Raw genomic sequence first — 23,102 nt, forward strand, 5'->3', positions numbered from 1 at the left:
GGGACCCGATCGTGTCCGACGAGCACGCGACGAACAGCGGCTAGGCTGGCCGGGTGTCACGGATCGCGTATTTCGGCCCCGAGGGGACCTTCACCGAGCAGGCCGCTCGCGCACTGGCGGGCGAGGACGAACTGAGTCCGGTTGAGACGATTCCCTTGGCTTTTTCGGCCGTGCGCAAGGGAGAAGCGGACGCCGCCTGCGTGCCGGTGGAGAACTCGGTGGAGGGCGCGGTGCCGGCGACCCTGGACGGGCTTGCCGAGCAGGAGCCGTTGGTGGCGGTCGCGGAGGCCCTGCTGCCGGTGCATTTCAGTGTGCTCACGCGGCCGGACACGGGTGAGATCCGGACGGTGGCGAGCCATCCCCACGCGCTGGCCCAGGTCCGACTCTGGCTCGAGACGAACCTGCCGGGCGCCCGCCCGGTCGCCACGTCGTCGACCGCGGCCGCGGCGGTGGCCGTGCGGGCGGGCGAGTTCGACGCGGCGGTGACCGCGCCGGTCGCCGTGGAGCACTACCCGTTGCGGGTGCTGGCCACGGAGGTGGCCGACGTTCGTGACGCGCGTACCCGCTTTCTGCTGGTCCGCAGGCCCGAACATCCGCTGCCCGAGCCGACCGGAGCGGACCGGACGTCGATCGTGGCGGCCGCCGCCAACCGCACCGGCGCACTCGCCGAGCTGCTGACCGAGTTGGCCGACCGGGGCATCAACCTGACCCGGCTGGACGCGCGTCCGGCCAGGGGCAACTTCGGTGAGTACCGGTTCTTCATCGACTTCGAGGGACATGTCGCCGAGCCGCGGATCGGTGACGCGCTGGCGGCCTTGCGCAGGCGGTGCCGGAACGTGCGGTTCCTTGGCTCGCATCCCCGTGCCGACGGCGTCCGCGCCACGATCGAGCCCTTCGCGGGCAACGACGATTTCGTCGAAGCCCAGGACTGGGTCGCGGATGTGCGTGCCGGCAGGACGGCATGAGGCTCTACCTGATCCGGCACGCCGAAAGCGAAGCGAACGTCCGCGGCATTCTGGACACCCGGCTGCCGGGACCGCCGCTGACCGAGTTGGGCCGGCAGCAGTCGCAAACGCTTGCGGAAGGACTTGGCCAGGAGTCGATCTCGGCCGTGTATGCCTCACATGCCACCCGCGCGCGGCAGACCGCGGAACCGCTCGCGGAGGCGTTGGCGGTGGACGTGCAGTCCCTCGAAGGTGTGCATGAGGTCAGCGTCGGGGTTCTCGAAGGTCGTGCCGACCAGGCTTCGGTCGAGGCGTACATGGGCGTTTTCCGGCAGTGGACGCGGGGGGACCTGAGCGTTCCGATGCCGGGCGGGGAGAGCGGCCAGCAGGTGCGGGCCCGCTACAGCACCGCCGTCGCCGAGCTGCGGGCCAAGCACGAGCCTGCCGATCCCGACGGCATCGTCGCGCTGGTCAGCCACGGTGGGGTGATCCGGTTGAGCGCCGAGTGGCTGGCCGGTAACGTCCGGCCCGAACTCGCCGACCGTGGCCTGATTCCCAACACCGGGATGGTCGTGCTGGAGACCTTGCCGGACGGCGGCTGGACCTGCCTGAGCTGGGCGGGCCTGCCGATGTGAAGGGGCCGCCCGCCGAAATTTCACCTGATCGCTTCGGGGCCGGTAACAAAATGGCGTAACCGCCACAACCACCGGTATGGGCCGCACGTCCTCCGGGTAGTGCTCAACCAGGAGGCGAAAATGATGGTGCGACAACGGATTTCCAAGATTGGACTGGCGTGCACCGCCGCGGCTCTCGTCGCCGTCGTGTCCGCCTGCGGGAGCGGCGCGAACAATGCCCAACCCCAGCCGAGCGGTTCGGCTACGCCGAGCGCGGCCGAGTCCGCGACGACCACGGCCCTTCCGCCTTCGATCGAGGCGCCCCCGCCTGCGGCCACCGGGAACGTCGTGCCGGCGGGCGACGGGCTCTGCAAGTCCTCCGATCTCAAGCTTTCCGTCGGCCGTGGCGACGCGGCCGCGGGCACGATGTACCGCCCGGTGGTCTTCACCAATACCAGCGACCACTCGTGCGTGATCCAGGGCTTCCCGGGGGTTTCCTACGTCGGCGGCGCGGACGGCCACCAGGTCGGTCCCGCCGCGTTCCGCGACGGCGGCAAGGGCGCCGCGATCACCCTCGCCAAGGGCGAGACCGCCTATGCCATGGTCGGGTTCGTCAACGTCGGCAACTACGACCCCGTGACCTGCCAGCCACAGCCCGTTCGCGGCCTGCGGGTCTACCCACCGCAGGAGACCGCGTCGCAGTTCGTCGACCTGCCGACCACCGGCTGCGGCAGCGACCAGATCCCCGGCAACCAGCTGACGGTCAAGACCATCGAGCGGGGCAGTGGCCAGTCCTAGGCCAGTCCCAGTCAGTCCCAGTCAGTCCCAGTCAGGCCCGGTCAGGCCCGGTCAGTCCCGGTCAGGCCCGGTCAGGCCCGGTCCCAGTCACGGCGCCGGTGCCGCCGCGAGGCTGAACCGGCGCAGTGCCACGATGGTGAACCCGGCCAGCGCCAGCTGCAGGATCCCGGACACCGCGAAGGTCGCCCCGGCGCCGCCGAAGGCGCGGGTGAGCGCGCCGCCGAGCACCGCGCCGACGGGGATCAAGCCCCAGGCCACGGTCCGTCGCGCGCCGAGCACGCGGCCGAGCAGCTCGCCGGGGACCAGCGCGTGCCGGGCGGTGGCGAGAACCACGCTCACCGCTACCGGATCTCCGTCGCCTGGAACTTGCTGTTGGCGCTTTCCAGCCGATCCGGCGCCGCGACGTCGGGGATCAGCGCGTTCGCCGCGTTCTCCGCGGCCGTTTCCGCGGTGCCGAGCAGGAGCGCCGCCACGTAACACCAGCCAGATCGACATGCCGCCGGTGTAGACGCCGGTCGCCGTCGAGAAGACCACCGCGGCCCGCCCGGCATTGGCCACGAGCATCGCCCGCCGCCGGTCGATCCGGTCCACAAGCGTCCCGGAGAACAGGCCGAACACCAGCCAGGGCACGAACTGGGTCGCCGACAGGGCCCCGATCTGGACCGGGTCACGGGTCAGCGTGGCGACCAGCAACGGGAACGCGGTCTTCGCGATCCCATCCACCAGGTTCGCGACCGCGCCGGCCGACAGCAGCCAGCCGAGCCGGTGGTCGTTGTGACCGAGCGCCCCCAAAAACGCACCCCATTGATAGCCCATGGTGATCTTTTCAAGACTAGGAGTGACAAGTTGAGGAAAATGGATGTGCCGAAAGGATTACGGGTGGCTACTCCACTCGGTCGCGAGTGGTCAGCCCCAGCCCAGTTCGTGGAGCCGCGCGTCGTCGATGCCGAAATGGTGTGCGATCTCGTGCACCACGGTGATCAGCACTTCCTCGACGACCTGCTCCTCGGTGTCGCAGAGGTTCAGGATGGGGCGCCGGTAGATGGAGATCCGGTCGGGCAGCACCCCGCCGTAGGACGACGTGCGCTCGGTCAGCGCGATGCCGTGGTACAGACCGAGAATTCGGGGTTCCTCGTCGTTCTGCTCCTCCACGAGCACCACGACGTTGTCCATCGCTTCGGCGAACTCGGCGGGCACCTCGTCGAGCGCTTCGGCGACGAGTTCCTCGAAGCGCGCCGTGGACATCTCCACGGGCATCGCTCAGCCACCCGGCTGAGTGGTGGGCTGGCCGCCTTCGGCCGGCGGCTGGCCACCCTGGGGCGGAGCGTCCTGTGCCGCCTGCTTGATGCTTCCGGTGATCGCCTGCAGCCCGCTGTCGTCCGGTAGTTTCGCGCCGACCATGCAGTTGACCAGGGTGGATCCGGCGTCCCAGCTCTCCTGCTCGCGGGTGTCCCAGGTCAGGATCAGCTTCTGGGCACCGAGATCGATGCCGCCGGCATAGGCCTGCACGTCGTTGTTGCATTCGGTGTCCAGCCAGGTCGACTGGTCCTTCTGGTTCGGGTAGCCGCCCTTGAACTGCTTCGTCAGGTCGACGGTCGCGACGATCTCGTAGGCATGCGGCTGGGCGCAGTCGATCGGGTTGCCGACCGTCTTCCCGGCCAGCGCGAGGCAGGTGCCCGTATCCCAGACCGCCGACTGGTTCTGGTCGGCGACCTTTCCCTTGATCGGCTGCAGCGCCCCGCCGGGGGCCGCCCACTGCAGGACGCACCGCATCTCCCGGTCGCCGGTCGCCCACTCGGAGTTCCCCGGCCGCAGCGCGCTGACGGTGAACCTGCCATAGGGATCCAACTGTTTGCCGAGGTACTTGTCGGTGTCGTTGGTGCAGCGCTCCAGGGCGATGTTGCGCCATTCTTCGACGCTCGGGAACGGCGCGCCCGGCGCGTACTTGTCGCCGATGTTCACCACGCCGGTCACCTCGTAGAGGTGCGGTTGATCGCAGGGCACGAGATGGATGTCCGAGACGTCCGGCTGCGCCCAGAACACGCAGTTGCCCTCCGCTGAGCGAAACGCCGTTTTCGCTTCGGATGACTCTTCGACCCGTCCGCCGCCGAGCACGCCGTCGCCCCACGAGAAAGCGACGGTCAGCGACAGGGCCAGGATGGCACCGGCGAAGGCACCCACCATGACCAGCCGGGTGCGCAGCGTGTTTCCTTCGACTTTGTCCACGAGCATCGGCACCAATAATGCCCGCGAACCCTCCGCATGACACCCCTCGGGTAGTTAGTGTTGGCGCTGATGGCAGAAGAACAACCGCCGGGGTTGCCGGCAGAGGAACCCAAGCGCGGCTCGATGCGGTTCCAGGACGCCGAGTCGACCGAGCCGCGCGAGCCCACGCTGGCCGAGCAGCGTGCCCGGCGCAAGGCGCTGGCGGACGAGGAAGAGCGCGAGAAGGCGCTGGCCGAGGCGGAGCGGAAGTCCGCTTCCCGGCGCAAGATCCTCATCGGCAGCGGGGTCACCGTCGGTCTGGTCGGGGTGGTCGCCGCCTGGTACCTGGTGGCCACGCCGAACGAGGTGGACGCGGTCTGCACGGATGACTCCGGCGTCGTCACGGCGGACGAGAACTGTGACGAAAACTTCGTTGCCAGCCACGGCGGCTACTACAACTCCGGCACCGGCTTCTGGATCCTGCCCTACCTGGGCGGCTACCGGCAGTACCGGTACAACTATGGCGGAACCGGTACGATCGGCACCCACGTCGCCGGCGGGACCTACACCGCGCCTTCGGCCCACACCACGGTCAAGACCAAGTCCGGCTCGACCGTGCAGCGCGGCGGGTTCGGCATCAGCGGCAAGAGCGGCAGCGGCGGCAAGAGCGGGGGATCCTGATCGGGCAGCGGGTGTCGAGGGTGGGCCGGAGGTCTGCCCGAGCGGCCGCTCAGGCGACGTTTCGGTCAATGGGCGGCTGTTGGGCCGCCCGATCGTGGAGGTGTGACTGACCAATGCGGCGCGGGACCAGCGAGCCCAGGCGGGACTGGCAGCGCATCGTCGAAGAACAGGGTTTGGTGTTCGGCACCCCGGCACGTTACGGATCCGGTCAGGACCGCCCGTACTGGGACGAGTCCGTGCACTACGTCCTGGAGATGGACGAAGTGCTCTCGCTCGAGGCCGACGTCGAACTGCTGCATTCGATGTGCCTGGAGGCGGTGGACAACGTCGTGCTGACCGAGCGGTACGCCGACTTCGGTATCCCGGAGTGGGTGTGGCCGCACATCGCCGAGTCGTGGAAACGCCGTGACCCGCACGTCTACGGCCGCTTCGACCTCCGGTACGACGGCAGTGGTCCAGCCAAGCTGCTGGAGTACAACGCGGACACCCCGACATCGCTGCTCGAGGCATCAGTGCTGCAGTGGCACTGGAAGACCACGGTGTTCCCCGACGACGACCAGTGGAACTCGGTCCACGAGAGGCTGGTCGAGCGGTGGCAGGAAATCCGCGGGATGCTTCCCGCGACCGAGGTGTACTTCACCTGGTCGAGTGCCGACCCGACCGGCGAGGACCACATCACCACGTCCTACCTCCAGGAGACCGCGGCGGAGGCCGGCCTGGACACGGTGGGGCTGGCGATCGAGGAAATCGGGTGGGATCCGCTGCTCAAGCGGTTCGTCGACCTCGAAGAGGCGCCGATGACCACCTTGGTCAAGCTCTACCCGTGGGAATGGGTGGTCGACGAGGAGTTCGGCCGCCATGCCGCCGAGTCGCTGCCTCGGACGCTGTGGATCGAACCACTGTGGAAGATGCTGCTGTCCAACAAGACGTTGCTGGCGGTCCTGTGGGAGAACTATCCCGGGCACCCGAACCTGCTGCCGGCGTTCGTGAACGAGCCCAGCGTGCTCACCGAATACGTGCGCAAGCCGAAGCTGGGCCGTGAGGGCGCGAACGTGCAGATCGTCGCGCCCGGCTACGAGACGGAGACGCCCGGGGTCTACGGCGCGGAGGGCTACGTCTACCAGGCTTTCGATCCGCTGCCCGAGTTCGATGGTTTCCGGCCCGCGCTGGGCGCGTGGATCGTCGGCGACAACGCGGCGGGGCTGGGCATCCGGGAGACCGCGGGGCTGGTCACGGACGACGGTGCGGCCTTCGTCCCACACCGCATTCCCCAATCGTGATAAACCACGCGCGGGAAAACCGCCCCACTAGCCACCGGGAGACCACGTGAGCACCATCGCGCTGTCCGACACCTTCGGCCACGATCTGCTGAGGGGGGTCGGCGCGATCCTGCTCTACGGCATCGTCGGGCTGTTGCTGATGTTCATCGGCTTCTACGCGATCGACTGGACGACGCCGGGCAAGCTGTCCAAACTCGTGCACGCCGGCCTGCCCAACGCGGTGATCATCACGGCGTCGGCGCTGCTGTCCATGGCGTTCATCGTCGTGGTGGCGATCTTCAACTCGGCCAGCGACCTCACCGAGGGGCTGATCACGTCCCTGGTCTACGGCCTGCTCGGGATCGTCGTCCAGGTGCTGGCGGTGCGGTTGCTGGAATGGGCCACCCGGATCGACGTCGGGCGGACCATCGAGCAGGAGGCGTTCCAGCCGGTCAGTGTGGTGGTCGCGGCCGCGCATCTCGCGCTGGGACTCGTCGTCGCGGTCGCGATCTCGTAGTGGCCGACGGGACGACGGTTCGCCGGCTGCCGCTCGTGTCGGCCGTCGCAGGTGTCGTGCTCGCGGTCGACCAGGGAACGAAGTTCTGGGCCGAGTCCGCGCTCACCGGTCGTGCGCCGATCCCGGTGCTGGGTGAGTTCCTCCAACTCCGGCTCCTGTACAACTCGGGCGCCGCGTTCTCCTTCGGCAGCCGCGCGACCTGGATCTTCACGCTCTTGGCCGCGGTGGCGGTGGTGGTGATCCTGCGCTTCGCCCGCGAGGCATCCTCCAGCGGCCGGGCGGTGGCGCTGGGGTTGCTGCTCGGCGGTGCGACGACCCATCTGCTCGACCGGTTGTTCCGTTCCCCCGGATTCGGGCGGGGGCAGGTCGTCGACTTCATCGACTACAACGGGTGGTTCGTCGGGAATGTCGCCGACATCGCGCTGACGGCCGGCGCCGCGCTGTTGATCATCTTGAGCCTTCTCGACGGGCGGCGTCGGGCCTAGGCTGGTCTCGTGCGGCTGCTCAGGACACCCGAAGACCGCTTCACCGGCCTGCCCGACTTCGACTTCCCCGTACACTACGCCGATCTCGACGACTCAGGGGGCGGCATCGTGCGTGTCGCCTATGTCGAGGCCGGTCCGCCCGACGGCCCGTTGGTGCTGCTCCTGCACGGCGAGCCGAGCTGGTCGTTTCTCTACCGCAAGCTGCTTCCCGTGCTCGCCGGCGCGGGGCTGCGCGCGATCGCGCCCGACCTGGTCGGCTTCGGCCGGTCCGACAAGCCCGTCGAGATCGCCGCCCACACCTACGCACGGCACGTCGAATGGATGCGCGCGCTCGCTTTCGATGCGCTGGACCTGCGCGAGGTCACCCTCGTCGGGCAGGACTGGGGCGGCCTGATCGGCTTGCGACTGGTCGCCGAGAACCCGGACCGGTTCGTCGGCGTAGTCGCCGCCAACACCGGCCTGCCGACCGGCGACGAGGGGATGCCGGCGGTCTGGTGGGCGTTCCACGACGCCGTGAGGAAGGCACAGGTGCTCGACATCGGGCGCTTCGTGCAGTCAGGCTGCCGGACCAGGCTGACCGACGAGGTCCGCGCCGCCTACGACGCGCCCTTCCCGAACGAGATGTACAAGGCGGGCCCGCGCGCCATGCCGGGCCTCGTGCCCGTCACCTCGGACGACCCGGCCACCGACGCGAACCGCCACGCCTGGGCCGTCTTGTCCGAACTGGACATACCGGCGCTGTGCGCGTTCTCCGACCGCGACCCGATCACCGGCCCGATGGCCGCGGTCCTGCAACGTTCCCTGCCGGGCGCCGCCGGACTGGCACACCCGACCATTGAAGGCGCGGGCCACTTCCTCCAGGAGGACGCGGGCGAAGAGCTGGGGAGGATCGTCGCCGGCTTCGTGCGCGGTTAGCTCGCGTCCCGCGTTCCCGTCCCGCGAATTCCCCATCCGTGTCGGTCTGGAGCTGGCATCTACGACGTGGTGCCGCCAGGGTTGATGACGGAGAAGCCGGTGTAGGTGACCAGGGCCTCGGGGATCCGGATCGAGCCGTCGGCCAGCTGGTTCTGCTCCAGGATCGCGACCAGGGTGCGGCCGATGGGGAGGCCGGAGGCGTTGAGCGCAGCGACCGCGCCGCGCCTGCCGTCCTTGGCCTTGCCGCGGATGCCGGCGCGCCGGGTCTGGAAGGTGCCGGTGTCCGAGGCACTGGAGATCTCGCGGTAGGTCCGCTGGCTCGGCATCCACACCTCGACGTCGTAGGTGATCTGCGCGGAGAAACCGATGTCGCCGGCCGGGAGCTTGATCACCCGGTAGGCGAGGCCGAGCTTCCGAAGCGGCGCTTCGGCGTGGGTCACGATCTCTTCCAGCGCTTCCCGGGAAGACCCGGCGTCCACGAACTGGACGAGTTCGACCTTCGAGAACTCGTGCTGCCGGATCAGGCCGCGGGTGTCCCGCCCGTACGAGCCGGCTTCCGAACGGAAACACGGCGTGTGGGCGGTGTAGCGCAGCGGCAACTCGTCGAGGTTCAGGATCTCCCCGGCGTGCAGGTTGACCAGCGGGACCTCGGCGGTCGGGATGAGGAACAGCTCGCGGTCGGCGACGCCGGTGCGGAACAGGTCCTCCTCGAACTTCGGCAGTTGGCCGGTGCCGGTCATGGTCTGCCGGGTCACCAGTGACGGCACCGCGAACTCGGTGTAACCGTGCTCGCGCGTGTGCACGTCGAGGAAGAACTGGGCAAGCGCCCGCTGCAGCCGTGCACCCGCGCCCTTGAACACCGCGAACCGCGGGCCGGACAGCTTGGTGGCGCGGGTCAGGTCGAGGATGCCGGCGCGCTCGCCGAGGTCCACGTGGTCCAGCGGCTCGAAGCCGAACTCGGGCGGTTCGCCCCAGGTGCGGACCTGCTCGGCGAACTCCTCGGTGGCGCCGTCGGGCAGCTCGTCGAGCGGCAGGTTCGGGATGCTCAGCAGCAGGTCGTTCAGCTCGGCCTCGACCTGGCGCTGCTCCTCCTCCAGCTCGCCGATGCGCGTCTTGAGCTGGCGAGCCTCCTCGCGCAGGCCGGTGATGTCCTCACCCCGGCGCGCGGCGGCCTGCACGTCGGCCGCGGTCTTCTTGGACCGCGCGCGTGCCTGGTCGCCCTCGCTGATGACCTCGGATCGCCTGCTGACCAGCTTGCCGAGGCGGTCGGTGTCCAGCACATACCCGCGTCGGCGCAGCTTTGCGGCGGCGTCGACCTCAGGGTCCAGCAACAGGCGAGGGTCATGCATATATCGAGGGTAGCCACCGGCTCCACGGGTTTTCCGACTGCCCGGGCGATTCCAGCGCGGCCCCAATGGTGCCCTGGTTGGTGTTCCGTCGAAAAAGCCGTCCGGGACACGCTAGGTTCGGCTTGCGAAAACAGCGGTCGCCTGGTGATACCGGGCGGAAAACCTGCGAGGGGTGCGTGTGAAGAGCCGATACGTCCTGGCGTTGGCCGCGGCGTCCCTGGTGGGCGGCTGCACCACGACCGTGACGGGCACCGCGCAGCCGGTGCCGGGCCGGTTCACCGTCGCGCCGGCCGCCGCGACGGACCCGTGCGCGCTGCTCACCGACGACGAGGCGGTGCGACTCGGGTTCGGCGCGCCGGGCACGCGAAAGGCGGCGCGGCCGGAGTCACTGATCCCGCCGAGCTGCACGTGGTCGACGCCGGATCCGAACGACTTCGACGATTCCCTCCAGGCGATCTACAGCACCGACCTGTCGATCGGGCGGTACTACTCGGCGCAGCCCACCGGCGAGGAGCAGTTCGGCGGGGTCACCTGGAAGAAGCATCCGAGCCCGATCGGGGACTTCATCTGCGATCTCGCGGTCGAGCTGTCCGCCAAGTCGTTCGTCGCCCTGTCGAGCCAGAACGTGGGGGACCCGTCGAAGGCGTGCGAACTCGCCGAGAAGGCCGCCCCGATCGTGGCTAGACACCTACCGAAGTAGCCACGTGCTTAGCGATCTTTAGGGCACTTGTCGCCGCCGGTGAGGGCGCGTTGAGCACGTGGACCTGGTTCGGTGCGGTCTCGATGAGGAAGTCGTCGACCAGGGACCCGTCCGGCCGCAACGCCTGTGCGCGGACGCCGGAGCCGTTCCGCACGATGTCGTCCGGGCCGACCGCGGGCACCAGGCGGGCGAGGCTGGCCGCGAACCGCCGCTTGGACAGTGATCGCAGGACCTCGTCGAGCCCGGTCGGGAAGGCGTACCGGCGGGCGAGCTTCCAGGTGCCGGGGAAGGCGGCCACCGCGGCCAGATCGGCGGGTGAAATGTCCCGCCACCGGTAGCCCTCGCGGCGCAGGGCGAGGACGGCGTTCGGCCCGGCATGCACGCTGCCGTCGAGCATCCTGGTCAGGTGCACGCCGAGAAAGGGCAGCGCGGGGTCGGGCACCGGGTAGATCAGGCCACGCACCAGGTGCCTGCGGTCGGACCGCAGCTCGTAGTACTCGCCCCGGAACGGCACGATCCGGGCGCGCGGCGAGATGCCGGCGAGCTGGGCGACGCGATCGGAGTGCAGTCCCGCGCAGTTCACCAGGGCGTCGGCACGCAGTACCTCGGTGCCGGTCGCGATCTCCACCCCGGTCTTCGCGCGGATGCCCAGCGCGGGAGTCCCGAGCCGCAGGTCCGCGCCCTTGTCGGTGAGCAGGCCGACCAGCGCCCGGCATACCCCGGGGAAGTCGATGACGCCGGTGGACTCCACGCGCAACGCGCGCACGCACGACACCTCGGGCTCGTACTCCCGCGCATCCTCACGGCTGATCAGCTTTGCCGGGACACCGTTGGCCTCGGCCCGCCGCGCCAGCTCGCCCAGCGCGGGCAGTTCGCTGTCCTCGGTCGCGACGACCAGCTTCCCGCACACCTCGACGCCGACGCCGTGCTCCCTGGCGAAGTCCACAATGGACCGGTTACCGGCCACGGACATGCGTGCCTTCGCCGAACCGGGCTTGTAGTAAAGCCCGGCGTGCACGACGTTGGAGTTGTGCCCGGTCTGGTGCGCGGCCCAGCGGTCCTCCTTTTCCAGCACGGTAACCGCGGCGCCACGCCTGGTCAGCTCCCAGGCGACGGCGAGACCGAGGATTCCGCCTCCGACAACGACAACTCGCTTCACATCACATCACCCTGCCACGGATGTCGTCCGGACCGCGCGAAACGTTGCGGTCGTTCGGCAACCTGTGAAACAGGGCCGTGGTGGGGGGAGCGAGTCGGACACGGTGAAGCACTTCTCGAAGATTCGCGCGGCTGAGCTCCAAACGAGAGGTTTAGCCCGGTTTCATCCGGTTTAGCCCACGGCGATCCGGATCAAGGGATCCGCCCGCGCCGGGTTGCCGACGACAACCACTCGTTCGGGCCGGTATCCCACCCGATGGGCCGCTGGACGGGCCTCCGCCGTCTTGTTTGTACTTTGGACAGGTGTTGGAACGAGGCGAAAGGACCGATCGTGCACGGTTGCGATGACGCGGCCGTCGTGCTGGGCGAGGGCGCCCGGCTGGTCGACGCGCTCAGCGGCCGGATCCTTGAAGGCAACGGCCTGGGCGCCGAGATCTCGCGCGAGGCCGAGGTACTCGCGGCGCTGCCACCGGGCGTGGTGTTCGCGCGCACCGGCCTGGACCTACCCAGCGTCCTGCGCTATCTCGGTGCGTTCCGGTCCGCCCGGCCGGTCGCGCTGATCGATCCGGCGATGCCGGTCTCGGCGCTGATTCGCCTGGTCGAGTGGCTCCGGCCGGCCGCGGTCACGCCCGCGCCCGACGGCGAGCCCCCGTTCGGTTACGTCGCGAAGGACGGCCACTGGGTGCGCACCGGCGGTGACGCGGCCGAAGTGCATCCCGATCTCGCCGTCCTGCTGCCCACCAGCGGCTCCAGCGGCAGGCCGCGGCTGGTCCGGCTGTCGCGGACCGCCATTCTGAGCAACGCGCGGGCGATCGCCGAGGTGTTGGGCGTTTCGTCCGGCGATGTCGCGCCGACCAGCCTGCCGTTGCACTACAGCTACGGGTTCTCCGTGCTCAACTCGCACCTCGTTCGCGGCGCGACCGTGGTCGTCGAGCCGTCGAGCGTGCTCGGCCACGGATTCTGGCGCACTGTCGCCGAATACGGCTGCACGAGCTTGGCCGCGGTGCCATACCACTACGAGGTGCTGGTCAGGCTCGAGTTCGACCCGTCCCGGTATCCGCGCCTGCGCACGCTGACGCAAGCCGGCGGAAAGTTGCGCCCCGAACTGGTTACGGAGTTGGACCGGACGATGCGCACGGCCGGCGGACGGCTGTATGTCATGTACGGGCAGACCGAGGCCGCGCCACGGATGGCGACCATTCCCGCGGAGCGGCTCGCCGAGAAGCCCGGTTCGGTCGGGCCCGCGTTGCCCGGCGGCAGGTTCAGCATCCGCCACAACGACGGCTCGGAGACCACCCATCCGAAGATCACCGGCGAAGTGATCTACCGCGGGCCGAACGTGATGATGGGTTACGCCGAGGATGCCGCGTCGCTGGCCCTGGGTGACGAAACCGGCGGCGTGCTGTCCACCGGCGATCTCGGCTACCTCGACGAAGAGGGCTTCCTGTTCATCACTGGGCGGCTCAAGCGGATCGGCCGCGTGTTCGGCAACCGGATCAGCCTCGACGACCTCGAGCAGGCGGTCCGGTCCACCGGGCTGGGGATCGACCTCGTCGCCGCCGTCCCCGCCGACGACAAGGTGGTGCTGTTCGCCGAGGGAGCGGCCAAGGGTGTCTGCACGGCGGCCTCGCGCGCGCTGGCCGACCGGCTGCACCTGCACGCGTCCGGTTTCGACGTCCGTCCCATCGCCGCGATTCCCGTGCTGGCCAGCGGAAAGATCGACTACCAAACCCTCGCCGAGCAGGTGTGAGCCATTTTGCCGCCGTGCGGGAAACGATTTCCGCGCGGAAACGATATTTCCCGTAAGGGACATGCGGCCTGGAGGAGAGGGCGGGCGCGAGGTGGCGGCTGGGGACAAAGTCTTGCTTCTGCTCGTGCTGTTGTTCGCCCTGATCGAGCAACTCCTGTTCGGCATGGTCCCGGATGACGCGTTCGTCACCTTCCGGTACGCCGACAACATCGCCGCCGGGCATGGCGCGGTGTTCAACGTCGGCGACGGTTTCGAGGGGCCGCCGAACTTTTTGTGGCTGATCCTGGTCACCCTGCCCAAGGCGCTGTTCGGGCTGGATGTCGCGAGGAGCGCGACGGTGCTCAGCGTGCTCTGCGTGCTCGGCTGCGTGGTGCTCGCGTACCGGCTCGGCGGCCGGTTCGGGCTGCCCGCCGCGGTGCTCACGTCAGGCGCTAGCGGCCTCGCGGCGTACGGGCTCGCGGGCACCGAGACGGCCTTGTTCGTGCTGCTTCTGCTGGCCGTCGTCGGCGCGCTGGCCACCGGCCACGCGGTGGTCGCCGGGGTGCTCGCCGCGCTGGCCATGATGACCCGCCCGGAGGGCGTCGTTCCCGCGGTGCTCGCGGTGATCTGGCTGATCGTCGGGGCCGCGCGACGACGGTGGAGCTGGTGGACGCCGCTGGCCGACCTGCTCGGCCTGCTGGTGTTCGTCGTGCCGTGGCTCGTCTGGCGGGCCACCTACTACGACGAGCCGCTGACCGGTCGGTCACTCATGCCGTTCACGCCGTTCTCGTACGGATTTCTGGCGGTCACCCTGGCGGCGGTGGGAATCGCTCGGGTCTGCCAGCGGCGTGCAAGGCCGTCCCCGAGCCCGCGGCGCGGGCCGCTCGCCGTGTCCGCGGTCGCGCTCTCAGTGTGCGCGGTGAGCCTTCCGATCTCGGCCGCCACGTGGCCCGATGTCGCGGAACGGCGGGCGTTGGTCGCGGAGACCGAGGAAATCGGGGCGTGGCTGGCCGACCGGGTGCAACCTGGTTCAGTGATCGCCACCGGCCGCGCCGCGCTGGCGTACACCATCGGCACGCGACTCGTCGCGGTCGGCGAGTCGCTGGCCGCGGTGCGCTGGCCCGACATGGTCGCCTACTCGGCCACACGGGACTGCGCCGGCTATGCGGGCTTCTACGAGTCGGCGACCTTCCAGCGTGTGGGCACCGGTGCCTGGGTGACGGTCTATCCCCGCCAGGACCAGTTCGGCAAGCTTGTCGAACGCCTGTCCGCCGACCCGCGCATGACCTACGTCCCCTGCCCCTAGCCCGCCGTCGCGCGAGTCCCCCTTTCCCGTCGCGCGAGTCCCGCTTTCAACGCGTCCGAGTTCGACCTTCGCGTCGTCGCACGCACAGGCGGCACATCCCGAACCAGCTTCATGGCTGTCGATCAGACCTCGATGACCTGAAGAACACGCTCCAAGCCGACGAAATCCTTGCCATTGCTGGTTACGAGGGGAAGCGAGTTCGCGGCGGCGGTCGCCGCGATCTGGAGGTCCAGCCGTCGTGGTCTGGGGTCGCGGCCCGCCTGACGAACGAGCGCAGCCATCGTGCCGTACAGCTTTGCCGCGGACGTGTCGAAGGGCAGCACGTCGAATCGGTTCAAGGTCTCGTAGTAGCGCTCGCTCCGCACGGCACGTTCGACGGGATCGTTGGTGTCCAGCCCATAGCCGAGTTCGCCCATGGTCACCGCGCTGACCAGGGCAGTCGCATTGGCGACCTGGCTCAAATCGATTTGTTCCAGATCGATGAGGACGCAGGTGTCCAGCAGCACCGACTCAGGTGCGCTCACGCCCGCTCCCAGGGATCTTCCAGGGGGTCGTCGGCGCCGAAGATCTCGTCGTCCGCGGCTCGCTCTCGGCGCCATTTTTCAACGTCCATCGGTGGTAAGCGCCGGAAGGCGGCTTGCACCTCAGCCAATGTCTGTCGGGGCCGGTGTTCATTCGCAGCCCGGTGCGGTACCAAGTCGGCTATGGGTTTGCCGTTACGGGTGACTGTGAAGCTTTCGCCCTGCTCAACGCGGCGCATGATCTCCGCGTTCTCGTTGCGGAGTTCACGCTGGCCGATCCTGCGTGCCATAGCACCAATGTAGCTCATCTGACTGATTGTGCTACTTGAGTGCTACGGTCAGAACCAGCGTTCCAGGACCTGGGCGACCCCGTCCTCGGTGTTGGGGCCGGTGACCTCGTCGGCCGCGGCCAGCACCGCCGGGTGCGCGTTCGCCATCGCGACGCCGTGCCCGGCCCAACGCAGCATCTCCAGGTCGTTGGGCATGTCGCCGAACGCGATCGTCCGCTCGGCGGGCACGCTGAGCCGTTCGGCGACCTCGGCGAGCCCGAGCGCCTTGGTGATCCCGCGGGCGGCCACCTCGATCAGCCCGAACCCGGCGGAGAAGGTGACGTCCACCGACGAGTCCAGCACCGCGCGGGCGGCGACGGACATCTCGTCCGAGCTCATCCCGTCATGGCTGACCAGCAGTTTTATCGCCGGGTGTCCGATCACCTCGGCCCGTGCGGACTCGATGCCCTCGCCGTCGCCCCAGGGGTTGTGGTAGCCCCGTTCCACAACCAGGTTCCGCACCCGCGAGTCGATCGCGCTGCTGCCGACTCGCTCGGCGGCGAACCCGCAGCCGGGAATGGCCTTCTCCAGATCCGCCACGACGCTGGCCAGCACCATCGGCTCGAGCAGGCCGTTGACGTCGACGATCCGGTCGGCCCCGATGTCGTAGAGCACCGCACCGTTCGCGCAGACCGCGTACCCGGTGAGTCCCGCGGCCTGGGCGACCGAGGGGATCCACCGCGGTGGGCGGCCGCTCGCCAGCACGACCGGTACCCCGCTCTCCGCGGCGCGCCGCACCACGGCGACCGTGCGCTCGGTCATCCGCTCGAAGGTGTCGAGCAGGGTGCCGTCCACGTCGGAGGCGATCAACTGGGGTTTCTCCACCTGGCCATTGTCCCAGAGCACGCCAGGCAGGACGGCGACGTTGCTCTAGTAGCGTGACCGGGTGCGCGTTGGCATCGTGATCCTGCCCGAAGACCGCTGGTGGGCGGCCGAACCCAAGTGGCGGGCAGCCGAGGAATACGGCTTCGACCACGCCTGGACCTACGACCATCTCGGCTGGCGGTCCCTGGTCGACGGGCCGTGGTTCAGCGCCGTGCCCACGCTCACCGCCGCCGCGATGATCACCTCGACGATCCGTCTCGGCACCTTCGTCGTTTCACCGGTTTTCCGCCATCCGGTGCCGTTCGCCCGTGAACTGATCACTTTGGACGACGTGTCCGACGGGCGGCTCATCCTCGGCATGGGTGCGGGTGTGGGATCGCCGGACTATGACGCGGTGGTGCTGGAGCAGCCCGAACTGACCGCCAAGCAGCGTGCGGACCGTTTCGTCGAGTTCACCGAAGCCCTGCACGGCCTGCTGACCACGGACCACTTCGACTACCGGGGCACCTACTACTCGGCTCGGGACGCGCGGAACCTGCCTGGCCCGGTGCAGCGCCCGCGCATGCCGTTCGTGATCGCCGCCAACTCTTCCCGCACGATGCGCCTGGCCGCCCGCTTCGGCACCGGCTGGGCCACCACGGGCCAGGCCCGGGAGACCGTCGATGCCTGGTGGAGGTCGGTCGCCGAGCTGTCCGCCCGATTCGACGACGCCCTCGAACAGACCGGGCGCGATCGCGCCAACGTGGCCCGCTACCTGCAACTCGACGCCGGCCCGCTGTTCTCCCTGTCCAGCGTGGCGGCCTTCACCGACGCCGCGGGCCGCGCGGCCGAACTCGGGTTCACCGACATCGTCACGCACTGGCCGCGCTCCGAAGGACCTTACGAAGGCCACGAATCCGTGCTGGAGCAGGTCGCCGAGGAAGTCCTTCCGGGCTTGACAGGCCGCGGGTGAGCTGAGCCGATACCTGGCCCACGCTCGAGCCGCTGACGTCAACGCCGCGTGGGGCAGCGGATCGGTGCGCGGCAGGTACTCCCAACATGCGCCAGATTGCGACGGCGAACGCGGTGAGCTCGGTTTCGGATGCTTCCCGCCAGGTCGCCAGCACATCGGCCCACTTCCGGCGGAATCCGGCGTATGTCCAGCGTGGATGAGCCGGATGACGATCAGTGCCGCGTCGGTCGCCGCGTCACCCTTGCAGGACCATGCCGAGTCCACGATCCGTGCGCGACCCTGTCCCCGTCGGCTCCTTGGATTCCCTGTGACTCGCGACGAGCTGATCGAGCCGCTCACGTCCCCAGCTATCCCAGGTCCTCCGGGTTGGTGGCCAGCCTCCGACACTCGAGACCTACGGGGTTTCAAGGCCGACGATTCGCGAGAATGTATACCTGCTGAAGTCCGAGGGCATCGTTACCGCCGAACACGGTCGAGGGGTATTCGTGAAGCCGCCTGCCGGCATCCAGCGCCTGTCCCGTTCCCGGCTGTCCAGGGAAGCTCGGGCACGGAACCAAGGGGCATAAGGGGCATTCCTTGCCGACGCGGCGGCACAGGGCTTCACCCCGTCCTCGACGGTCGAGGTCCACTTCGAACTCGCAGACGATCGCGCCGCTGGATATCCGGCAATCGAGCGGGGCACCGAAGTCACCGTGCGGGACCGGGTCATGCGAGCCGACGGAGTCGTTGTACAGCTGGCCGTTTCGAGGCTGCCCCGCCAGTTCACAACCGGAACCGCCATCGAACAAACCGACACCGGCCCTGGCGGAACCTACGCGCGCCTGGAGGAGACCGGTCACTTCATCGGCAGCTACACCGAGCACGTGGGCGCCCGCATGCCGACACCGGAGGAGACCTCGGCACTCCAACTTGGCCCTGGCGTGCCGGTCGTCACGCTGACCCGCGTGGCCTACCGAGAGGACGGCGAACCGCTCGAGATGAACGACATGGTGCTGCCCGCGGACCGCTACGAACTGTCCTATGAACGGCCAGCTGATCAGCGTACCCGGCATCCGGTGAGGTTGCGCTCGGTAGCGTAGGTACGCTCGACGGCCGTGAGCGAGCACACCAACAAGACAGACTTCACTGAAGCCGATTTCACCGGTTTCGACCTGATCGTGGTCGGTTCCGGGTTCTTCGGGCTGACCGTGGCCGAGCGCGCCGCCACGCAGCTCGGCAAGCGGGTGCTCGTCCTCGAACGGCGCGCCCACCTCGGTGGCAACGCCTACTCCGAGCCGGAGCCGGAGACCGGCATCGAGGTGCACCGCTACGGCGCGCACCTGTTCCACACGTCGAACAAGCGGGTGTGGGACTACGTGAACCAGTTCACCGACTTCACCGGATACCAGCACCGGGTGTTCGCCAGGCACCGTGGGCAGGTCTACAGCCTCCCGATGAACCTGGGTCTGATCAACCAGTTTTTCGGCAAGTCCCACACGCCGGGCGAGGCGCGTGCGCTGATCGACGAACAGGCCAGCGAGATCGACACCAAGGACGCGAAGAACCTCGAGGAGAAGGCGATCTCCCTGATCGGGCGGCCGCTCTACGAGGCGTTCATCCGCGGGTACACGGCCAAGCAGTGGCAGACCGACCCGAAGGAGCTCGCGCCTTCGATCATCACCCGGCTGCCGGTCCGCTACACCTTCGACAACCGCTACTTCAACGACACCTATGAGGGCCTGCCGGTCGGCGGCTATACGGCGTGGCTGGAGAAGATGGCCGACCAGCCGGGCATCGAGGTGCGGCTGAACGTCGACTACTTCGACGTGCGTGACCTGATCCCGGCGGGCGCCCCGACCGTCTACACCGGCCCCCTGGACCGCTACTTCGACTACTCGGCGGGCCGGCTGGGCTGGCGCACGCTCGACTTCGAGCAGGAGGTCGTCCCGACCGGGGACTACCAGGGCACCTCGGTGATGAACTACAGCGACGAGGACATCCCGTTCACCCGGATTCACGAATTCCGGCACTTCCACCCGGAACGGGACTACTACCCGGCCGACAAGACCGTCATCGTTCGGGAGTACTCGCGTTCCGCCAAGGAAGACGACGAGCCCTACTACCCGATCAACACGCCGGACAACCGGGCGAAACTGGAGCGTTACCGCGAGTTGGCCAAGCGTGAGGCCGCCGAACGTAACGTGCTGTTCGGCGGGCGGCTGGGTACCTACAAGTACCTCGACATGCACATGGCGATCGGTTCCGCGCTGTCCGTGTTCGACAACAAGATCGCGCCTCACCTGACCGACGGCGCGCCGCTCGACGGGAGTTTGGATGCTTGAGAAGGGGCGGCCGCCCGCTGAGATCAAGGTGCTCGCCACCGCGCAACGGACGCTCAAACGGCCCTCGACGGTGAAGGCCGCGCGCGGGCTGTCGCACTTCGGCGAGCACAGCATCGGCTGGTTCGCCGCGGGGCTTCTCGGTGCCGCGGTGGACCGTAAGCGCCGTAAGGACTGGCTGCTGGCGGCGGCCGGCGTGGTCGGTGCACACGCCGCGTCGATCGCGGTCAAGCGGGTGGTCCGCCGGCCCCGCCCGGAACACGAAAGTGTCGAGGTTCTGGTCGGCACGCCGAGCAAGCTGAGCTTCCCGTCTTCGCACGCCACGTCCACAACGGCGGCGGCGGTGCTCTACTCGGGATTGACGGGGCGTAATCTGGTCCCCGCTCTCGTCCCGCCGATGCTGGCCTCACGGCTGGTGCTCGGCGTGCACTACCCGACGGACGTGCTGGCGGGCGCGGCGCTCGGCGGCGTGGTCGGTGGTCTGCTGCGCAGGAAGATCCGCAAAAGGGGAAGCCGCTCGTGACCAAATCAATCAACGATGCTGCCACGGAAGACACCGAGGTCGAACCGGCTGTGATCACGGAAGTCACCGTCAAGCGCGGCCCGGTCCGGATGGCGCTCGGCGTGCTCAAGACGGCACGCCCGCGCCAGTGGGCCAAGAACGTGCTGGTGTTCGTCGCGCCGTTCACCGGCGCGAAGATCACCAACGGGCCGGTGCTGCTCGACGCGCTGATCGCGTTCGTCGCGTTCTCGCTGGTCGCGTCGTCGGTCTACCTGATCAACGACGCGATCGACGTCGAGGCCGACCGCGCCCACCCCACCAAGCGCAACCGGCCGGTCGCGGCCGGGATCGTGCCGGTGCCGGTGGCCTACGCGGCCGCGGTGGCGTTCTTCGGGGTGGGGCTCGGGTTCGCCTTCCTGGCGAGCCCGCAGCTGGCGATCGTGCTCGGCGTGTACGAGGCTGTCCAGCTCGGTTACTGCTTCGGCCTCAAGCATCAACCGGTGATCGATCTCGCCATCGTCGGTTCGGGCTTCCTGATGCGGGCCATCGCCGGTGGTGTGGCGGCGAGCATCGCGCTGTCGCAGTGGTTCCTGCTGGTCACCGCGTTCGGCTCGCTGTTCATGGTGGCCGGGAAGCGGTACGCCGAGATCATGCTGTTCGAGCGCACCGGCGCGAAGATCCGTTCCTCGCTGAAGAAGTACACGGCGAGCTACCTGCGGTTCGTGTGGGCGACCGCCGCGGCGATCCTGATCATGTCCTACGCGCTGTGGGCATTCGACCTGCGGCTGCGGGCCGAGGGCTCGATCTGGCCGGTGATCTCCATGGTGCCGTTCGTGATCGCGGTGCTCCGGTACGCCGTGGACGTCGACGGTGGCACGGCCGGTGAGCCCGAGGAGATCGTGCTCAAGGACCGTGTGCTGCAGGTCCTCGGCGTGCTGTGGGTGGCCAGCCTCGGGATCACCTTCTACCTGTGAGCCCGATGGAGCTCGGCACGCGTGAGCGCGCGGAGTCGCCGAAAGCCGAGGATGACCTCCCGCCCGGCGAACCGCCGCTCACCCGGCTGGGGCCCGGCCGCACCTTCGCGGAACTGGGGCTCGGCGCGGTCTTCGCGGTGCTGTTCAGCCTCGCGCTCCAGGTCGCGGCGAGCCGGCTGCGCATCGACCCTGGCACGTATGTGCCCGAGGCCTTGGCCAATCTGGCTGTCGCGGGCATCGTGGTGGTGCTGTTCGGCCTGATCGGTTTCGGCGCGGCAAGGCGCTGGCCGCTGTCGGTGAAACTCGGCGGCGCGTGGGCAGCGCTGACCGCGTTCAGCACGCTTGTCCTCGCGATTCCGCTCCAGGCCACGAGGTTCTTCCTCGGCGGGTCGTCGGTGGACAACACCTTCCGCCTCCAGTACATGGAGCGGATGGCCGCCGGCGGGGGCCTGGCCGACATGAACTACCACGACCTCGCTCCTTACTACCCTGGCGGCTGGTTCTGGCTCGGCGGACGCTTCGCGAATCTCCTCGGCTGGGACGGCTGGGCCGCCTACAAGCCCTACGCGATCACCTGGATCGCGTTGTCCACGGTCGCCGCGTTCGTGCTGTGGAGCCTGGTGGTCAACCGCCGGCTCGCGCTGCTGCTCACGCTGTCGACCGTGCTGGCCGGGTTCATCTCCGTGGCCGTGGACGAGCCCTACGCGTGGCCGACCTCGGCCTGCCTGCCGCCGATCGCCGTGCTGGCCTGGCAGGTCTTCCGTCGCCGTGAGCGCGTGCCCGCGTGGACGATCGTGTTGATCGGCGGCTACCTCGGGTTCTGCGGCATCACCTACACCCTGCACCTGGTGTTCGGGGTGTTCCTCGTCGTGGTGCTGGCCGCCATCGCCGGTTTCCTGGCCGTCCGGGCGGGTGAGCGGGTGGGTGTCGTCGCCCGCCGGTCGCTGCTCCGGCTGACCGGGATGGGTGCGCTGACGGGTGTGCTCTCGCTGATCACCTGGGGACCGTTCATCCTCGCCGGCGGTCTGGGCGAGCCGAACGTCGCCGCGCACTTCCTGCCCGAGTCCAGCGCGATGTTCCCCATGCCGTTCCTGCCCGAGAGCGTGTTCGGTGTGCTGTGCCTGGCCGGGTTGATCTGGACGGTGGTCAGGGCGCGGCGGAATCCGGTCGCGTTCGTGCTGCTCACCATCACCGTCCTCGTGTACGTGTGGTTCGCGCTGTCGACGCTCGCGCTCCTGGCGCACACAACGCTGTTGGCGTTCCGGTTCGTCGCCACGGTCGACATCGCGCTCTCGGTGGCCGGCGTGCTGGCCGGGGTCGAACTGATCCGGGCACTGGGCCGCCATGTCCGGCCGGTCGCGGCGGCCGGGTTCGTGCTCGCCGTCGCGGCCGCGCTCTCGCTGGCGCAGACCGGTATTTCCTCGTCGATGAAGGACGAGATCGACACCGCCGAGTCCGACTACTACGCGACCGGTTTCAACGCCTGGGGGCAGCACGAGCCCGGCCAGGACGGCGCGTGGACCGGTGAGCTGATCAGCACGATCGACTCGCTGTCCGGACGCCCGCCGACCGGCGACATCGTCCTGTCCGCGTACGACCGGCTGCTCTCGTTTCGGCCGTACTGGGGATTCCAGCAGACCACTCCGCATTACGCGAACCCACTCGCCGAATATGTCCAGCGAAACGGGGAGATCAAGCAGTGGGCCGCGTCGGCGAATTCGACGGAACTCCTCGCGCGGCTGGCGGCCAGCCCCTATGAGGCGCCGAACGTGTTCGTGCTCCGCCGGGATGGCGATTCCCTGATCATGCCGGTTGCCTCCGACGTGTTCCCGCGGGCCGTCCCGCTGCATGTGGACGCCGTGCGATTCGACCCGACCCTGTTCGACTCGCCGCGTTTCACGCAACGCCAGGTCGGCCCGTTTACGGTTGTCGTCGCGCGGTAGACGCACGGCCGGGAACGCTGGCGGTGAGATCGAGCTGGTGGGTCCCGATGACGGCCGCCATGCTGTCCGGGCTCACGT

Annotated in this window: 23 protein-coding genes and 2 pseudogenes; 17 read left to right on the forward strand and 8 right to left on the reverse strand. The window is 68.8% G+C overall.

Going from position 1 to position 23,102, the window contains the following annotated elements; translation table 11 throughout:
- The first annotated feature begins 53 nt into the window (after positions 1-53).
- The 3 genes from pheA (at position 54) to VJT49_RS24005 (ending at position 2,356) form a co-directional block, all read left to right on the forward strand.
- Complete coding sequence (gene pheA / locus VJT49_RS23995) at positions 54-965, forward strand: prephenate dehydratase (protein ID WP_324167152.1); 912 nt, start codon at positions 54-56, stop codon at positions 963-965.
- The gene (locus VJT49_RS24000) at positions 962-1,579 is read left to right on the forward strand and encodes a histidine phosphatase family protein (protein ID WP_324167153.1); all 618 of its coding nucleotides are present in this window, start codon (positions 962-964) and stop codon (positions 1,577-1,579) included. Before pheA ends, VJT49_RS24000 begins: the two co-directional genes overlap by 4 nt.
- A 123-nt stretch (positions 1,580-1,702) precedes the next feature.
- Positions 1,703-2,356: a DUF4232 domain-containing protein gene (locus VJT49_RS24005; RefSeq protein ID WP_324167208.1), complete on the forward strand. Its 654-nt coding sequence runs from the start codon at positions 1,703-1,705 to the stop codon at positions 2,354-2,356.
- 87 nt (positions 2,357-2,443) lie between these two features.
- Here the strand turns inward: VJT49_RS24005 and VJT49_RS24010 are convergent.
- The 3 genes and pseudogenes from VJT49_RS24010 to VJT49_RS24020 form a co-directional block, all read right to left on the reverse strand.
- Positions 2,444-3,172 (reverse strand): annotated as a pseudogene (locus VJT49_RS24010) (MFS transporter).
- A 90-nt stretch (positions 3,173-3,262) separates the two neighbouring features.
- On the reverse strand, positions 3,263-3,613 hold the full coding sequence (locus tag VJT49_RS24015; protein ID WP_324167154.1) for a metallopeptidase family protein: 351 nt from the start codon (positions 3,611-3,613) through the stop codon (positions 3,263-3,265).
- A gap of 3 nt (positions 3,614-3,616) precedes the next feature.
- Positions 3,617-4,588, reverse strand: coding sequence for a septum formation family protein (locus VJT49_RS24020; protein WP_324167155.1), 972 nt, complete (start codon positions 4,586-4,588; stop codon positions 3,617-3,619).
- A gap of 63 nt (positions 4,589-4,651) precedes the next feature.
- On the opposite strand from VJT49_RS24020, the gene VJT49_RS24025 reads away from it, so the two are divergent.
- From VJT49_RS24025 to VJT49_RS24045, 5 genes are all read left to right on the forward strand, one after another.
- The gene (locus tag VJT49_RS24025; RefSeq protein WP_324167156.1) at positions 4,652-5,242 is read left to right on the forward strand and encodes a hypothetical protein; all 591 of its coding nucleotides are present in this window, start codon (positions 4,652-4,654) and stop codon (positions 5,240-5,242) included.
- Between the two features lie 113 nt (positions 5,243-5,355).
- Positions 5,356-6,522 carry a glutathionylspermidine synthase family protein gene (locus VJT49_RS24030; RefSeq protein ID WP_324167157.1) on the forward strand — a complete coding sequence of 389 codons (1,167 nt, stop codon included), beginning with the start codon at positions 5,356-5,358 and terminating at the stop codon, positions 6,520-6,522.
- 46 nt (positions 6,523-6,568) lie between these two features.
- Complete coding sequence (locus VJT49_RS24035) at positions 6,569-7,018, forward strand: DUF350 domain-containing protein (protein WP_324167158.1); 450 nt, start codon at positions 6,569-6,571, stop codon at positions 7,016-7,018.
- The gene (locus tag VJT49_RS24040) at positions 7,018-7,503 is read left to right on the forward strand and encodes a signal peptidase II (protein ID WP_324167159.1); all 486 of its coding nucleotides are present in this window, start codon (positions 7,018-7,020) and stop codon (positions 7,501-7,503) included. Before VJT49_RS24035 ends, VJT49_RS24040 begins: the two co-directional genes overlap by 1 nt.
- Positions 7,504-7,512: 9 nt before the next feature.
- Positions 7,513-8,418 carry a haloalkane dehalogenase gene (locus tag VJT49_RS24045; protein ID WP_324167160.1) on the forward strand — a complete coding sequence of 302 codons (906 nt, stop codon included), beginning with the start codon at positions 7,513-7,515 and terminating at the stop codon, positions 8,416-8,418.
- 59 nt (positions 8,419-8,477) lie between these two features.
- On the opposite strand, the gene serS is transcribed toward VJT49_RS24045, so the two are convergent.
- Positions 8,478-9,767, reverse strand: coding sequence for a serine--tRNA ligase (gene serS, locus VJT49_RS24050; protein ID WP_324167161.1), 1,290 nt, complete (start codon positions 9,765-9,767; stop codon positions 8,478-8,480).
- 178 nt (positions 9,768-9,945) lie between these two features.
- Here serS and VJT49_RS24055 point away from each other — a divergent pair, with 178 nt between their 5' ends.
- Positions 9,946-10,467 carry a DUF3558 family protein gene (locus VJT49_RS24055; RefSeq protein WP_324167162.1) on the forward strand — a complete coding sequence of 174 codons (522 nt, stop codon included), beginning with the start codon at positions 9,946-9,948 and terminating at the stop codon, positions 10,465-10,467.
- On the opposite strand, the gene lhgO is transcribed toward VJT49_RS24055, so the two are convergent.
- On the reverse strand, positions 10,448-11,626 hold the full coding sequence (lhgO, locus tag VJT49_RS24060; RefSeq protein WP_324167163.1) for an L-2-hydroxyglutarate oxidase: 1,179 nt from the start codon (positions 11,624-11,626) through the stop codon (positions 10,448-10,450). The two genes, VJT49_RS24055 and lhgO, sit on opposite strands and share 20 nt — an antisense overlap.
- A gap of 330 nt (positions 11,627-11,956) precedes the next feature.
- On the opposite strand from lhgO, the gene VJT49_RS24065 reads away from it, so the two are divergent.
- Together VJT49_RS24065 and VJT49_RS24070 are read left to right on the forward strand one after the other, a co-directional pair.
- Positions 11,957-13,375, forward strand: coding sequence for an AMP-binding protein (locus tag VJT49_RS24065; RefSeq protein WP_324167164.1), 1,419 nt, complete (start codon positions 11,957-11,959; stop codon positions 13,373-13,375).
- A 112-nt stretch (positions 13,376-13,487) separates the two neighbouring features.
- Positions 13,488-14,660 carry a hypothetical protein gene (locus tag VJT49_RS24070; protein ID WP_324167165.1) on the forward strand — a complete coding sequence of 391 codons (1,173 nt, stop codon included), beginning with the start codon at positions 13,488-13,490 and terminating at the stop codon, positions 14,658-14,660.
- 122 nt (positions 14,661-14,782) lie between these two features.
- Here VJT49_RS24070 and VJT49_RS24075 read toward each other — a convergent pair whose 3' ends face one another.
- Genes VJT49_RS24075 through VJT49_RS24085 form a run of 3 tightly spaced genes read right to left on the reverse strand, consistent with a single transcriptional unit; the run spans position 14,783 to position 16,335 of the window.
- Positions 14,783-15,166 carry a type II toxin-antitoxin system VapC family toxin gene (locus tag VJT49_RS24075; protein ID WP_324167166.1) on the reverse strand — a complete coding sequence of 128 codons (384 nt, stop codon included), beginning with the start codon at positions 15,164-15,166 and terminating at the stop codon, positions 14,783-14,785.
- 14 nt (positions 15,167-15,180) lie between these two features.
- On the reverse strand, positions 15,181-15,489 hold the full coding sequence (locus VJT49_RS24080) for a type II toxin-antitoxin system prevent-host-death family antitoxin (RefSeq protein WP_324167167.1): 309 nt from the start codon (positions 15,487-15,489) through the stop codon (positions 15,181-15,183).
- 30 nt (positions 15,490-15,519) lie between these two features.
- A complete protein-coding gene (locus tag VJT49_RS24085; RefSeq protein WP_324167168.1) occupies positions 15,520-16,335 on the reverse strand; it encodes an HAD family hydrolase in 816 nt (271 codons plus the stop codon).
- Between the two features lie 61 nt (positions 16,336-16,396).
- On the opposite strand from VJT49_RS24085, the gene VJT49_RS24090 reads away from it, so the two are divergent.
- The 6 genes and pseudogenes from VJT49_RS24090 to VJT49_RS24115 all read left to right on the forward strand — a co-directional run bounded on the left by VJT49_RS24090 (position 16,397) and on the right by VJT49_RS24115 (position 23,024).
- The gene (locus tag VJT49_RS24090; protein WP_324167169.1) at positions 16,397-17,287 is read left to right on the forward strand and encodes an LLM class flavin-dependent oxidoreductase; all 891 of its coding nucleotides are present in this window, start codon (positions 16,397-16,399) and stop codon (positions 17,285-17,287) included.
- A gap of 386 nt (positions 17,288-17,673) precedes the next feature.
- Positions 17,674-18,366: pseudogene (locus VJT49_RS24095) on the forward strand (GntR family transcriptional regulator); the annotation flags it as partial.
- A 15-nt stretch (positions 18,367-18,381) separates the two neighbouring features.
- On the forward strand, positions 18,382-19,608 hold the full coding sequence (gene glf, locus VJT49_RS24100) for a UDP-galactopyranose mutase (RefSeq protein ID WP_324167170.1): 1,227 nt from the start codon (positions 18,382-18,384) through the stop codon (positions 19,606-19,608).
- Positions 19,601-20,128, forward strand: a complete 528-nt coding sequence (locus VJT49_RS24105; RefSeq protein ID WP_324167171.1) for a phosphatase PAP2 family protein — start codon at positions 19,601-19,603, stop codon at positions 20,126-20,128. The genes glf and VJT49_RS24105 overlap by 8 nt, the downstream gene beginning before the upstream one ends.
- Positions 20,125-21,081: a decaprenyl-phosphate phosphoribosyltransferase gene (locus VJT49_RS24110; protein ID WP_414636081.1), complete on the forward strand. Its 957-nt coding sequence runs from the start codon at positions 20,125-20,127 to the stop codon at positions 21,079-21,081. Before VJT49_RS24105 ends, VJT49_RS24110 begins: the two co-directional genes overlap by 4 nt.
- 5 nt (positions 21,082-21,086) lie before the next feature.
- Positions 21,087-23,024 carry an arabinofuranosyltransferase gene (locus VJT49_RS24115; RefSeq protein WP_324167210.1) on the forward strand — a complete coding sequence of 646 codons (1,938 nt, stop codon included), beginning with the start codon at positions 21,087-21,089 and terminating at the stop codon, positions 23,022-23,024.
- The last annotated feature ends 78 nt before the right edge of the window (positions 23,025-23,102 follow it).

Source organism: Amycolatopsis sp., from assembly GCF_035276945.1.
Taxonomy (GTDB): Bacteria; Actinomycetota; Actinomycetes; order Mycobacteriales; family Pseudonocardiaceae; genus Amycolatopsis_E.

Bases quoted from the DNA above. Each gene is read 5' to 3' on its own strand.
- VJT49_RS24115 (WP_324167210.1), top strand. From the start codon at position 21,087: ATGGAGCTCGGCACGCGTGAGCGCGCGGAGTCGCCGAAAGCCGAGGAT.
- VJT49_RS24025 (WP_324167156.1), top strand. From the start codon at position 4,652: ATGGCAGAAGAACAACCGCCGGGGTTGCCGGCAGAGGAACCCAAGCGC.
- VJT49_RS24105 (WP_324167171.1), top strand. From the start codon at position 19,601: ATGCTTGAGAAGGGGCGGCCGCCCGCTGAGATCAAGGTGCTCGCCACC.
- VJT49_RS24005 (WP_324167208.1), top strand. From the start codon at position 1,703: ATGGTGCGACAACGGATTTCCAAGATTGGACTGGCGTGCACCGCCGCG.
- VJT49_RS24030 (WP_324167157.1), top strand. From the start codon at position 5,356: ATGCGGCGCGGGACCAGCGAGCCCAGGCGGGACTGGCAGCGCATCGTC.
- serS (WP_324167161.1), bottom strand. From the start codon at position 9,767: ATGCATGACCCTCGCCTGTTGCTGGACCCTGAGGTCGACGCCGCCGCA.
- VJT49_RS24020 (WP_324167155.1), bottom strand. From the start codon at position 4,588: ATGCTCGTGGACAAAGTCGAAGGAAACACGCTGCGCACCCGGCTGGTC.
- VJT49_RS24000 (WP_324167153.1), top strand. From the start codon at position 962: ATGAGGCTCTACCTGATCCGGCACGCCGAAAGCGAAGCGAACGTCCGC.
- VJT49_RS24080 (WP_324167167.1), bottom strand. From the start codon at position 15,489: ATGAGCTACATTGGTGCTATGGCACGCAGGATCGGCCAGCGTGAACTC.
- VJT49_RS24015 (WP_324167154.1), bottom strand. From the start codon at position 3,613: ATGCCCGTGGAGATGTCCACGGCGCGCTTCGAGGAACTCGTCGCCGAA.